Annotated in this window: 8 protein-coding genes; 2 read left to right on the top strand and 6 right to left on the bottom strand. The window is 70.4% G+C overall.

Translation table 11 applies throughout. The features are described 5' to 3' along the window. Positions 1 to 6: 6 nt before the first annotated feature. Positions 7 to 669 carry a hypothetical protein gene (locus tag Q664_RS42420; RefSeq protein WP_043410008.1) on the bottom strand — a complete coding sequence of 221 codons (663 nt, stop codon included), beginning with the start codon at positions 667 to 669 and terminating at the stop codon, positions 7 to 9. A 192-nt stretch (positions 670 to 861) separates the two neighbouring features. Beyond that, on the bottom strand, positions 862 to 2127 hold the full coding sequence (locus Q664_RS42415; RefSeq protein WP_043410006.1) for a hypothetical protein: 1266 nt from the start codon (positions 2125 to 2127) through the stop codon (positions 862 to 864). 237 nt (positions 2128 to 2364) lie between these two features. Here Q664_RS42415 and Q664_RS42410 point away from each other — a divergent pair, with 237 nt between their 5' ends. Continuing rightward, entirely contained in the window at positions 2365 to 4317 is a 1953-nt protein-coding gene (locus Q664_RS42410) for a trehalase family glycosidase (RefSeq protein WP_084610824.1), read from the top strand. A 42-nt stretch (positions 4318 to 4359) separates the two neighbouring features. Here Q664_RS42410 and Q664_RS42405 read toward each other — a convergent pair whose 3' ends face one another. From Q664_RS42405 to Q664_RS42390, 4 genes are all read right to left on the bottom strand, one after another. After that, on the bottom strand, positions 4360 to 6816 hold the full coding sequence (locus Q664_RS42405) for an LPS-assembly protein LptD (RefSeq protein WP_043410003.1): 2457 nt from the start codon (positions 6814 to 6816) through the stop codon (positions 4360 to 4362). Positions 6817 to 6859: 43 nt separating this feature from the next. Continuing rightward, positions 6860 to 8485 carry a hybrid sensor histidine kinase/response regulator gene (locus Q664_RS42400; RefSeq protein WP_160174625.1) on the bottom strand — a complete coding sequence of 542 codons (1626 nt, stop codon included), beginning with the start codon at positions 8483 to 8485 and terminating at the stop codon, positions 6860 to 6862. Between the two features lie 167 nt (positions 8486 to 8652). Further along, on the bottom strand, positions 8653 to 10266 hold the full coding sequence (locus Q664_RS42395; protein ID WP_043410001.1) for a M56 and MltD domain-containing protein: 1614 nt from the start codon (positions 10264 to 10266) through the stop codon (positions 8653 to 8655). Beyond that, positions 10263 to 10661, bottom strand: a complete 399-nt coding sequence (locus Q664_RS42390) for a BlaI/MecI/CopY family transcriptional regulator (RefSeq protein WP_043409999.1) — start codon at positions 10659 to 10661, stop codon at positions 10263 to 10265. The genes Q664_RS42395 and Q664_RS42390 overlap by 4 nt, the downstream gene beginning before the upstream one ends. 120 nt (positions 10662 to 10781) lie before the next feature. Here Q664_RS42390 and Q664_RS42385 point away from each other — a divergent pair, with 120 nt between their 5' ends. Further along, the gene (locus Q664_RS42385) at positions 10782 to 12413 is read left to right on the top strand and encodes an ATP-binding protein (protein ID WP_052519361.1); all 1632 of its coding nucleotides are present in this window, start codon (positions 10782 to 10784) and stop codon (positions 12411 to 12413) included. Positions 12414 to 12550 lie beyond the last annotated feature (137 nt).

Raw genomic sequence — 12550 nt, 5'->3', positions numbered from 1 at the left:
TCGAGGTCAGGGCGCGTTGCCGCGTACCAGCCGCAGGTGGCGCTTTCCGTGGCGCGGAGCGCTCGGGTAGGCGCCAGGGGAGTGCGGCACGTAGGGCTGATCCCGCAGGCCGTCCTTGTGGCGCCAGTCCTTCGGCGCGAGCGGATCCGACGGCCCACGCAGACCCGAGCGCAGGATGACCCCGAAGAGCACCGTCAGCAGCAGGGACACGGTGATGAGTGTCAGGCTGGAGTTGGTGAAGAGGCCATCGAGCGCGGGCGACGGATCCGGCGTGAAGAGCATGGCGCCGAGCAGCATCCACCACAGTCCGCACACCAGCAGGCCCGCGCTGCTGAACCAGATCTTCACCCGCGACCAGAAGGTGCGCCGCGGGGGGAAGGACGTGGAGGTGGCTCCGCGCTGCGCCGGATACTGCCGGGACGGTTCCTCATGCGCGAGCCTCGCCAGGGCGTGCTCCGGGAGGGCACCGCTCCCGCGCGCGCCGCGAGCCGGGAAGGCGAGGGGGGCCCCATGGCGCCAACGCATCGCCGCGATGGCGAGCACCAGCAGCACGAACGCGGCGAACGCGGGGGGTCCCATCCGGCTGGCCCCGTAGGCGCCGTGGATCACCAGGGCGCAGACGAGGGCGGGGAACAGCAGCCGGAAGCGGGGGGGCGGAGACGCCAGCATGAAGGGAACGGTAGCAGAGATGTGGGTCTACTCCAGTTTGCCACCGGTGCGGGTCTCCTGGACACCCCGGCCGGGGCGGCGTGTCCGTTCGAGGACTCGGGTCTACTCCCACCCGGGACCGGGCTCGCCTGGATGGACTCCGGGCGGGCGGCGGACGGAGACTGTTCCGCTCATCCGAGCGCCTGAAGGGACTCAGGTGCCGGACGGCTCCGTGGTGGGATCCACGATCGGCTCCGGCATCACCCAGAGCGCCGAGGGCGAGCCGTAGGCCTGCTCGAAGGCGTAGAGGATGCCCGTCCAGCGATCCCAGAAGACGGCCCAGCTGTACTCGGTGGGCGGCGAGGTGAGGATGCTGCCGTCCCGATCCGGCTGGCTGTACGCGTAGTCGGAGTAGTTCCACGTGAGGGTGCCGAAGTCCGTGCTGAGCATGGGCGTGAGGGCTTGCAGCAGCGCGGAGCGGGACACCTCGTCCGGGTAGGCCACGGCCGGGGAGAAGACGGGCTGCGCCATGTCATGCTGCTCGCGCCAGGCCACGTAGTTGTTGCCCATGGCGATGAGCGCGTCGCGCGCGGCCGGAGTCGGCGCCAGGCGGGCCTCCTCGTAGAGCGCGAAGGCCGCCACCAGCAGGCTCTTCCAGTGCATGCCCGGGAAGATGCTGGCGAACTGGTAGGGCCGGGGTGTGTCGTTGGCGTGGGCCACCGCGTACGTGTAGGCGAGCTGGGCCTCCTGCGACACGGCGTCCGGGAGGGAGAACTCCGACAGCACGCGCGCGGGGGTGATGGCACCGGTGACGCTCCGGCGCCAGTCCAGGTAGAGGATCGCCGAGCCGCCGATGTCCGTGAAGATGGCGAGGTTGCCCTCGTGCAGCGTGCGCTCCAGGGTGATGACCACGGACTCCGCCTTGTCGAGCGGGAGGGAGCCCGGCGCGCTCCAGTAGAGCGAGGCGAAGCGCGACGCGGTGGTGGTGAGGGTGCGCGAATCCGCGAGCGCCCCGCCATTCATGGCGGTGATGAGCGAGGCCAGAGAGGCGGCCGCGTCGGTGGGCAGTCCCCGGAGGATGAGCTCCAGGGAGAGGTTCTCCACGGTGAGCCGCACGGTGCCGACGAGGCCCAGCCGGTCGAGCGCGTGGAGCAGTGACAGCGAGGGCTGGCCCCGGGCCGTCTCGATCAACCGCCGCGCGAGGGCCGCGGCGAGCATGCCCTCGCCGCCGGTGCGGGAGGCGTGCGGTGCGAAGACGAACCAGTTGGGCCGCACGTTGCTGCTCCCGCCGGGCTGGAGCGTTGGATCCAGCAGGCCGCCCAGCTCATAGGCGATCTCGATGTAGCCCTCGGTGATGCGCTGGTTGTCCTCCAGCGGGGTAGGGGGTTCGTCGGCGCGCGCGGGTGGGGCGAGCACCACGGCGGCCAGGAGCAGTGCGGAGGTGGTGAAGGGACGGAGGAAGGACGGAAGGAGGTCCACGGTGGGTCTCCAAGGGTGTGGGGTCGGGGTGGAACGGAGACCAGGGTAATCAGTGCGCGCGGTGCTCACATGCGTCCGTGGCGCCCTCTCTCCGGCTGTGTATGCATTGAGACGTTTGAACTCAAATGAGTTCAGGCATCCGTCCGGCGGAGAAGCGGGCGGCTTCACGCAGTGCATGTTGGCGCCGGGACGGACTCGTGTACCTTGCACGGAGCTTCCTCTCCGAAGGTCGACAGAGTGCCTACCCGGACGCCGTCTTCGCGCCTCTCCCGTTCCCCCATCACCCTTCAGAATCGGCTGTCGCAGCGGCTTGCCCGCGAGCGCGCCCCGCGGACCCTGGACACGCCAGGGGTCCTGTCCGCCACCACGTCCACCGCGAGCCTCGCCTTCGAGGTGTTGATGGCGCTGGATCTCGATGGTGACGGCCGCCTCACGGACCGGGATGCCGGACGCGCCCGCGAGGATGGACTGCGCTTCGCGGTGGACCTGGAGCTCGCCCCGGGCGCGCGCCTGGAGCTGGCCGGAGCGGAGCGGCTCTCGCACGCCGCGGATGTGCTCGCCGAGGAGATCCTCGCGGGACGCGGCGAGGCCATCGGGCTGCCCGTGGAGCGGATGCTGGAGCCGCGCACCCAGACGCTGCGCCGGTTGATCGACGACGGTTGGCGGGGACTCGTCCGCCGCTCGGATCGCGCCGAGGACCTGAAGAAGGCCCTTCAGGTGATGCCGGTGAAGGAGCCGGACGGCAAGCAACGCGTGTACGTGCCCGCGCGCGACCGCAAGGCCCTGAAGAAGCTGCGCGCCGAGGCCCGGCGCTCCGGTGGCCTGGAGATGGTGCCGCTCCAGAAGCCTCGCGCTACCGGGGACTGGGAGGCGCTCATGCGCCAGCCCGGGATGCTCTACCTCCCGCGCCCGTACATCGTTCCGGGTGGCCGCTTCGTGCAGATGTTCGGCTGGGACAGCTACTTCAACGCTCGCGGCGCCCTGACCTCCGGCCACTACGGGCTCGCGAGGGACATGCTGGAGAACCAGCTCTACGAGATCGAGCACTACGGGAAGATTCCCAACTCGAATCTCAGCTACCACCTGTCGCGCACCCAGCCGCCGCTCATGCCCCGGCTGGCGCTGGCGCTGCACGCGGTGCGCGCGGACCGGCGCCTGCTCAAGCGCGTGGCCCGCGCGGCCGAGCAGGAGCTCGAGACCGTCTTCCGCACGGGGCCCCGTGCTACCCAGAGCGGGCTCTCCCGCTACAAGGACGACGCCGAGGGGCCCGACGCCGAGGACCTGTCGAGGTTCTACGCGGACGCGCGGCCGGACGACGCCGGGTTCCACCGCCATGACCGGGCCATCCGCGAGAGCGGTTGGGACATGTGCCACCGCTTCGGCAAGGCCACGCACCACCACGAGCCGGTGTGCCTCAACTCGCTGCTGTTCCAGTACGAGATGGACGTGGCGGGGATCCTCCGCGAAGTGGAAGGGGAGGCCTCGTTGAAGGCGGCCCGGTACGCCCGGGCGGCGAAGGCCCGGGTGCGCACCATGCGCACGCGCTTCTGGGACGCGGAGCACGGCCTGTTCTTCGACTACGACTTCGTGTCCGGACGCCGTTCCCGCTACGAGTGCCTGGCGGCCTTCTATCCGCTGTGGACGGGCTGGGCCTCGAGGGAGGAGGCCGCCATGGTGGCCGCGGCGCTTCCGCGCTTCCTGCATGACGGAGGCCTGACCTCGAGCAGCCGCGCCTCGCGCGAGGCGGCGGGCGGAGAGGATCTGCAGTGGGACTGGCCGTTCGGCTGGGCGCCGCACCAGATCATCGCGGTGGAGGGCCTGCGCCGTTACGGCTTCCACGCCGAGGCGGACGCGGTGGCCTACCGCTGGCTGTCGATGGTGCTGGACATCGCGGGGAGTCACAACGGCCTCATCAAGGAGAAGTACGACGTGGTGAGGCGGTCGGCCGAGGTGGCCGTCGAGTACGGCAACCAGGGCGCGGATCGCGGAGCGCTCATGGCACCCAGGTCCGAGCGGACGCTGGGCTTCGCGTGGACGAACGCCTCGGTGGTGCTGCTGATGGACGGGCTATCTCCCGGGTTGCGCGAGGCGCTCGACGCGGGCCTGCCCGCCGACCGGGTGCTCGGTCCGCGCGATGAGGGTGGCCGGGGCCGCTCCCGGAAGAAGCGGGCGACCCAGTCCGTCGCGTGACCGCTGGAGGGACCTCCCGGGCGCGCTCCGGGGCCACCGGGCTCAGCGCCCGAAGGTGCCCAGGTTCAGGATCGTCACGCTCAGGCCCCCGTCCAAGGTCGTCCCGACTCCCACCCGCGCCCAGGCGTTGAGCCGCCAGCAGTCGCACGAGGGGCTGAAGGAGACGCTCAGCATCTGGGAGAACAGCTCGGTCACATCGCAGCGCGCCGGATCCTTGCGTTGCACCTCGGCCGTGTAGCCCAGGTTCAAGCCGAATGGGAGGCGCGTCTCGGCGCCCAGCAGCACGCGGTCGATGGGCTTGTTGGCGAACGCGGTATCGCTCGAGCAGGACACCGCCGTTCCAGGGTCCGCGACCTGGGGCGCGAGGGGAGGGGGCAGCAGCATGTCGATGGGCCGGCGCACCTGCTCCGAGCTCGCCAGGGCCCGCTCGTATCCGGCGCTCACGCTCAGCCTGTCCCGGATGATGCTCCAGCCGATCCTCGCCGACAGCTGGGTCAGCCGCTCCTCCGTGTCGGGGGTGAAGAGATCCAACCGGCCCCGGGCCTCCGCCGTCACCGGGCCCAGCACCGCCAGGATGCGCCCGGAGGTCTCGCCCAACCGCCGCTCCAGGAAGTCCACGCCCTGCACCACGTCCAACCGCCCCAGCTCGCGCGTCCCCGAGGGCCCGGCGCGGGCGAGCAGCTTCTGGCGCAGCGCCACCTGTCCCTGGAAGAACCCGTTCTCGGGCACGGCGGCGTCCACCTCGTCATAGATCTGGGGCGAGCCCTGGCCGAAGACATGGGGCACCGCGCGCACCTCCACCGAGGGCATGATGCTGTGGCGGATCGCGGTGGCTCCTTCCCCGAATACCCGCGACAGCTCCGTGTCCATGTACGCGCCCACCATCCCGTAGCCCCGGTGGCTCGTCTCCCGGGTCACCTCATGGAGGTAGAGGCTCTCGCGCACCGCCAGGTACGGGGTGAGCCGCAGCACACCGCCCAGGTCGAAGGTGGCGTTCACGCGTGGCATCACGTCCAGGCGCGTGCGGGCCTGACGCTCGCCCGGATCGAAACGGCCATTGCCCTGGGTGCCATCCGCATCCGGCAGCAGCGGCCAGTAGATGCCATCCGTGCCCTCGTCCCCCAACAGCTGATCGAGCGGTGAGAGCCGGGACAGCTCCACCTCCACGCCACCGTTGAGCGGGCCGAACAGCGGCCTCGTGGGCAGCGCGTACCGCAGCGTGGGCAGCTCCTGGAAGACGGGCGGGCGCGGGACGTCACCGGCGCCAAACAGGGAGTAGCCCCAGCGGATGTCCTGGCGGTAGGCGAGGGCGAGCCCCGCGTAGTCGTCCGTGCCCCGGTGGTACACGGTGGCCGTGGAGGGGACGTAATAGTACGAGCGGGCGAACGCGGAGTTGGTCGTGGTGTCCGCGAAGAGGAAGCCGTCCGAGAAGAGCTTCACGTCCGCCCGCGCGAAGAAGCCGTTGCCCAGTTTCCGCCGGTGCTCCAGCAGGCCCCAGCCGCGCAGTCCCCGCTGGGGCGCGCCGGGCGCGAGTACGCTGTAGTTGAGCGGATCCCGCTCCGGCTTCAGGTCGTAGATGAGTTGCGTCCATAGCCGGCCCTCCATCGCGGGATTGCCCTCGGGGTCGGCGAGGGGCGCGTACCGGAACTCGGTGGACAGGCGCGGGCCCTTCACGCCGAGCGAGCCCTGGGTGGGATCCACCGGCTCGGTGCCGAACGCGTACCCCGGGGAGAGCGTGAGATCGTAGCTCCGCCCCAGCGTGAGGAAGAGCGGCTGGTCCAGCTGGAACCCGCTCAGTCCCGAGCCCGTTATCTCGGGCAGGAGCAGGCCGCTCGCGCGCTGGGACAGGGGCAGGTAGACCCACGGCAGCAGGAGCACGGGCACGCCGTACACGTACACCGCGGGCAGGGTGAGGGTGGCGCTCTCGTCGGGCGTCAACTTCGCGCCGCTCGTGGAGATGCGCCAGGTCGGCGTGAGCACGTCGCAGTCGCAGGGCGTGAAGGACGAACCCTCCAGCTCGTACGCGCCATCCTCCCGGATGTGCAGGCCCCGGGTGGTGAAGGAGAAGGCGTTCTTGCCCGCCTTGGCCAGTTGCTCGGCGGTCTCCAGGCCGGCGAGCGCCTCCGGGCTCACGTTCTCCTTCTGGACGAAGGCGGCGCCCTCGCCGTTGGCGTTCTCGGCCGTCAGGGTGCGCGTCTGGCGATCCAGGGTGAGGTGCTCGGCGAAGCCCACCAGGCCGCGCATCACCAGCAGGACGTTCCCACGGGCCTCCGCCACCTGCGTGGTGTGGTTGTAGGAGATCTCATCCGCGCGGATGACCGACGTTCCCGAGCGCAGCACCGCGTTCTTCCGGGCGATGACGAGGACGCCGGGTTCGGTCTCGACGCGCACGTCCCCCGTGAGCTCCACCGTCTCTCCCAGGAGCTCCCCGGGCGAGGTGGGTACCGGGAGCTGCCCGGCGGTGGTGGTGAGGACGAGGGTGAGGAGCAGGCCAACCATGGGACCGGGCACTCAAGATCAACGCCGGTCCTTCGGCAATGGACTATCGCAGGCAGGCGCGAACTGTTTCCGGGCTGAAGGGCTTCTCGATGCACCTCGGGGCGTGCTGATCCACGAACGCGATGGCACGTGGCGTGAATCCGCCCGCCGTCATGAAGACCATCCGCTCGACCAGCTCCGGGTATTTCGAGGCGATCACCTCGTACAGGTCCATGCCCGTCAGTTCCGGCATCATGAGATCGCAGAAGATGACGTCATAACCCGTGTCCCGCGCCAGCAGCTCCAGGGCGCGGGTGCCGCTGGTCGCCCGCTCGATGGTGTGTGATGGACCGATGGTCCGGGCAAGTGCCTCGAGGACCTCGGGCTCGTCGTCGATCAACAGCACGCGGCGGGCGCCAGGCTCCCCGGGGCGCCGCACGCGCCCGTCACCGGAGGGCTCGGTGGCCACGGCCTTGCCCGCTACTGGCAGCAGCACGCGGAACGTGCTCCCCCGGCCCGGCGTGCTCTCCACCTGGAGCTGGCCTCCCATGCTGACCACGATGCCGTGGCACACCGAGAGACCCAGCCCCGTCCCCTCGCCAATGGGCTTCGTGGTGAAGAATGGCTCGAAGAGGCGGGGGAGGTTCTCCGAGGGAATGCCGCACCCCGTGTCGCGCACCTCGATGGCCACCCACGCCTCCTGGTGGGGCCGGATGGTGAGCGTCACCTGGTTGCTCGACACCGCCCCCTCGGGGATCGCCTGCGTGGCGTTGAGCAGCAGGTTGAGGAACACCTGGCCCAGGCGCGACTCGTTTCCCACCACGGCGGGCACCGGCGTGTAGTCGCGCAGGAGCTGGGCGCGCAGGCGCAACTGGTGCTCCGCCATGGAGACGGCGAACTCCAACGCATCCCGCACGTCCACCGTCCCCAGCGAGTCGAACTTGCTGCTGGCGAACGTGCGCAGATCCCGGACGATGCCCCGGATGCGCTCGGCGCCCCTGCGGGCCTGCTGCAGCGCGTCCTGTACCTCCTTCATCGTCTCGTCCAGCTCCCGCTCCGCCAGCTCCTCCAGCGCGAACGACACGTTGGCCAGCACGTAGGAGAGGGGGTTGTTGATCTCGTGCCCCACACCCGCCGCGAGCTGGCCCGCCGTGGCCAGCCGCTCGGCCTGGATGAGCGCGTTGCGCGTCAGATCCAACTCGGCGGAACGGCGGCGCACCTGCTCCTCGGCCTCCGTGCGGGCCTGGAGCTCGCGCGAGAGCAGCGCGTCCCGCTCCAGCTCGGCACGGCGCCGCCGGGAGATGTCCTCGATGACGGCGATGAAATAATCCGGGGTGCCATCGGGCTTGCGCACCAGGGACACCGTGAGGTTGATCCAGATGATCTCCCCGGACTTGTGGAAGTAGCGCTTCTCCATCGAGTAGGTGGAGCGCTCGCCGGCGAGCACCTGCTGGACCTGCTTCAGATCCGCTTGCAGGTCATCCGGGTGGGTAATGTCCTGGAACGTCAGCCCCATCATCTCCTGATGCGGGTAGCCAACGATGTCGCACAGGCGTGAGTTGACGCGCAGCCACTGGCCCTGGATGCCCACGTGCGCCAGGCCCACGGCCGCCTGCTCGAAGGTGGCCTGGAAGTGGCGCAGCAGCTCGTCGAGGGCATCGGACGACTGACCACGGGAGGTGTTCGACATCGGAGAGGAGGGCACGCTGTCCATGAGGGGGCTCAACGCGCCCATTCTAGGACGGGACCCGGGGCTCCGGTGAATGCCCCCCGTGCTCGCAGGCACCCACCGTGAGACGCTTTGAGCCCGGAGTATCAACGCCGGGCTCCCTCCGGAGCGTCCGCCCGGATACGGGCTCAGTCGAGCAGGTGCGGGTTGCGCAGGATGAGGAGCCCGGCCTGCACGGTGCTGACGTAGTCGTTGAGGTGGCCGGCGCGGGCCAGCTCGCTCGCGTCGCGCACGCCCGTCTCGCTCAGCACCCGGTCCACCTTCTTCTCGCCCTGGTTGTAGGCCGCGAGCGCCAGGCGCCAGTCCTTGTACCGGCCGTGCAGGTCGGAGAAGAGGGCCGCGGCGGCCTCCGTCTCACGTGCCACGTCCAGCCGCTCGTCCACCTCCGCGTCCACCCGCAGGCCGTACTGACGCGCCGTGGAGGGGATGAACATCCACACCCCCGCGCCCCGCATGCCCGGCGCCAGCGATGGCAGGTTCGAGGCCTCCGGCATGTTGGTCACCGCGGATTCGATCATCGCCACGGCCAGCAGGCCCTCGGGAAGCTTGCGGGCATGCAGCGTGCGGGTGAGCGCCTCGCGGTGGGTGCCCAGGTTGTCCAGGGCCTTCTTCATGAAGGCGCGGCCCTTGGGCGTGGTCACCAGCTGGTTGAGCTTCTCCACCACCTGCTCGTCCACCACCACCGGGAGGTCTCCCTGGCGCTGGGAGGACCGGGCGAGCGCCTGGGCCTCGGCGAGCGTCACCGCGCGGCCGCGCGTGGCGCTCTGGGCCCAGAGGGCGAGCGGAACGAGGGTGAGGGCGACGGCGGCGACGAGCCCGGCGGTGCGGTGGGGACGGCTGGGACGCGGCTGGAACAGCATTTCGATCCTCCTTTTGGTGGGATGGGCCATGCCGGTGACTCCGGCGGGAAGAGGTGGGGCGTGGGTGGCGCGCAGCGCGGCCTCGATCAGGCACCGGGCGTAGTCATGCGGGCAGGCCTTGCCGCCGCGGACGAGCGCCTCGTCGCAGGCGAGCTCCTGGCAGGTGGCGAGCCACCGCTCGAAGGCGCGCACCACGGGGTTCCAGAAGAAGAGCGCGCCGAGCGCCAGGCGCACGTAGGCGAGCACGGTGTCGCGCTGGCGGTGGTGCTGGAGCTCGTGCAGCACCGTCAGGCGCAGGCCCTGGGCGTCCTCCAGGAGGCTCGAGGGCACGGCCACCCAGGCGCTGGGGTGGGGCGCGCGCCGGGGAAACCAGGTGGAGAAGGCGGTGCCCTCGGTGTCGCGGAGCACCACGGCCACGCGGCCCACCTGGCGCAGGCGGGGTTGGGACTCGAGCCGGCGGATCAGCCGCACGTGCTGCCGGAGCTGCCGCGCGCAGTGCCCCGCCGAGGCCGTGCCGAGCAACAGGGCCAGGGCCGTGCCCACGGGGAAGGACGCGGGCGTGCCGGGGCTCCGGGGAGCGGGGGCGGCCGGACGCGGGCTCCAGGCCGGCTCGGGCAGCCGCGTGGTGAGGCGGACCACGGAGCGCTCGAAGGTGAAGAGCGGACCGGTGGGCACCAGGCCTCGCACGGCCATGCACACGGGAGGAAGCAGGAGCGCCAGGGCCAGCGTGGCGCGCCCGGCCCTCAGCGTCTGCCGCGCCGACAGGGGCAGTCCCCACCGCCCCATGAGCGCCAGGGCGGCGCGCAGCAGCACGAAGCCCACCGTGAGGAGGACGGCCACGCTCACGTAGCCGGTGGCCAGTGCCCGCAGGGCGGTGCTCATGAGCGGGTCCCCTTCTTGCTCAGCAGGGCGCGCAGCTGCTCCACCTCCTCGGGCGAGAGCGGCACGGCCTCCACCAACCGCTCCACCAGCGCCGAGGGCGTGCCGTCGAACACCGTCTCCACCAGGTGGCGCACGCTCTGGACCTCATAGGCCTCGCGCGGCAGCAGCGCCGAGTACAGGTGCCCCCGGCCCACCTTCCGGCTCTGGAGCACTCCCTTCTGCTCCAGGATGCGCAGCACCGTGGACACCGACGTGTAGGCCAGCTTGCGCTCCGGCGGCAGCGCCTCCAGCACATCCGTCACGGCCACCTCTCCCTTGCGCCAGACGATGTGCATCAGCTCCAGCTCCACCGGCGTGAGCGGCTTGGACTCCTCGTGTTGCGGCGGTTTGGACACGCTCCGTCACCTCCCGGAGACCAAACTACTAAGGTCTTAGTTGATTCGCAACTAAGGTTTTAGTTGTTCAGATCCAGAATGTTCCCCAACCGCCAATAGAGGAAGGAGGGGGAGTGCTCGATGCATGACGTCCGCCATCAGATTCAGGGAAGCCGGGAAAAGCGGGAGCAGCTGAGCGGACGGAGGGAGTGGCCCCACTCCTTCTGGAGGGCGGGGAGCCATCTGCTGCTTCAGGCGCTCACGGAGGTCCAGACGGAGTTCATCCAGGGGGGCGAGGTGCCCCAGCTCTTCGACAAGCTGCTGTCGGTGCTGTTGAAGGTGACGGACAGCGAGGAGGGCTTCATCGGCGAAGTGCTGCGCACGTCCGAGGGCACGCCCTTCCTGCGAACCCTCGCGCGCACCCACATCGAGCCCTCCCACCTCGAGACGCTCTTCGAGGCGGTGATGACGAGCGGCGAGCCGGTGGTGTCGCGTGGCTTCCTGGGGTTGCCGCTGCGCTCGGCCACGGAGCTGGTGGGGGTGGTGGGGATCGCCAACCGTCCGGAGGGCTACGACGAGGGAGTCATCACCTTCCTGAGGCCCCTGCTGGCCACGTGCTGCGCCATCCTCCACGGCGTGCGCGGCGAGCGGCGGCGGCGCCAGGCGGAGGAGGAGCAACGGCGCTCGGCGGAGAGCTTCCGCACCCTCATCGAGCGCAGCCCGGAGGCGATCTTCATCCACCGGGAGGGTACGGTGGTCTTCGCCAATTCCGCGGCCGCGGGCCTGCTGGGCCATGCAGGCGGGAAGTCGCTGCGGGGCCGGCCCATCGCGGAGCTGGTGCAGCCCGGGAGCGAGGCCGGGCTCACCGAGCCGTCCCCCGTCAGCGTGCCCCATGAGGTGCTCTTCCGGCACCACGAGGGCCGGCGGGTGCTGGGCGAGGTGGTGACGATTCCGCTGCGGTTCGATGGGCAGCCGGCCACGGTGTCCATCGCGCGCGACATCACGGAGCGCCGGCAGGTGCAGGAGAAGCTGATGGCCGCCGAGCGCATGGCGTCGTTGGGGACGCTGGCGGCGGGCGTGGCGCATGAGATCAACAACCCGCTGTCGTACATGCTGAGCAACCTGAACTTCATGGAGGACGAGCTGTCGGCGATGGCGGGCTCGGGCGAGGGGCTCGAGGGGGCGCGGGGGGAGGAGGTGCGGGAGGCGCTGAAGGAGGCGCTGTCCGGCGGCCAGCGCGTGGTGGAGATCGTGAAGGACCTGAAGACGTTCTCGAGGGGGAGTGACGAGCAGCGGGGGCCGGTGGACATCCAGGCGGTGCTGGACCTGTGCGGGAACATGGCGTGGAGCGAGATCCGCCACCGCGCGAAGCTGGTGAAGGACTACGGCGGAGTGCCACCGGTGCGGGCCAACGAGTCACGGTTGGGGCAGCTCTTCCTCAACCTGCTCATCAACGCGGCGCAGGCGATTCCGCATGGGGACGCCGGGGGGAACGAGATCCACGTGTCCACGCGGTACGAGGAGGGGCAGGTGGTGGTGGAGGTGAGGGACACGGGAGTGGGGATTCCGGAGGAGAACCTGGACAAGCTGTTCCATGCCTTCTTCACCACGAAGCCGGCGGGGGTGGGCACGGGGCTGGGCCTGTCCATCTGCCACGGCATCATCACCGAGCTGGGCGGGCGCATCGCGGTGAGGAGCGAGCCGGGGAAGGGGACCACGTTCCAGGTCTTCCTGCCGGTGCTCCCTCTCCCTCTGGGAGAGGGCGGGGGGTGAGGGTCGTTACCTGACCAGTAGGTCCGCGAAGGTGTGCCCCCGGACAATGCGCTGCCACTGCGCCCATATCCCCTCGCCCACCGGGAGAGGGACGGGGTGAGGGTGCCACGCATCCCGGGTTGAACCCGTGTTCCACG

This window comes from Archangium violaceum Cb vi76 (assembly GCF_000733295.1).
GTDB classification, from domain to species: domain Bacteria; phylum Myxococcota; class Myxococcia; order Myxococcales; family Myxococcaceae; genus Archangium; species Archangium violaceum.
Note: the sequence above shows the minus strand (reverse complement) of the source record. Positions and strands in the feature narration are given on the sequence as shown.

Excerpts from the sequence above, each read along its gene's own strand:
- Q664_RS42385 (WP_052519361.1), top strand. The coding sequence starts at position 10,782 with ATGCATGACGTCCGCCATCAGATTCAGGGAAGCCGGGAAAAGCGGGAG.
- Q664_RS42405 (WP_043410003.1), bottom strand. The coding sequence starts at position 6,816 with ATGGTTGGCCTGCTCCTCACCCTCGTCCTCACCACCACCGCCGGGCAG.
- Q664_RS42395 (WP_043410001.1), bottom strand. The coding sequence starts at position 10,266 with ATGAGCACCGCCCTGCGGGCACTGGCCACCGGCTACGTGAGCGTGGCC.
- Q664_RS42420 (WP_043410008.1), bottom strand. The coding sequence starts at position 669 with ATGCTGGCGTCTCCGCCCCCCCGCTTCCGGCTGCTGTTCCCCGCCCTC.
- Q664_RS42400 (WP_160174625.1), bottom strand. The coding sequence starts at position 8,485 with ATGTCGAACACCTCCCGTGGTCAGTCGTCCGATGCCCTCGACGAGCTG.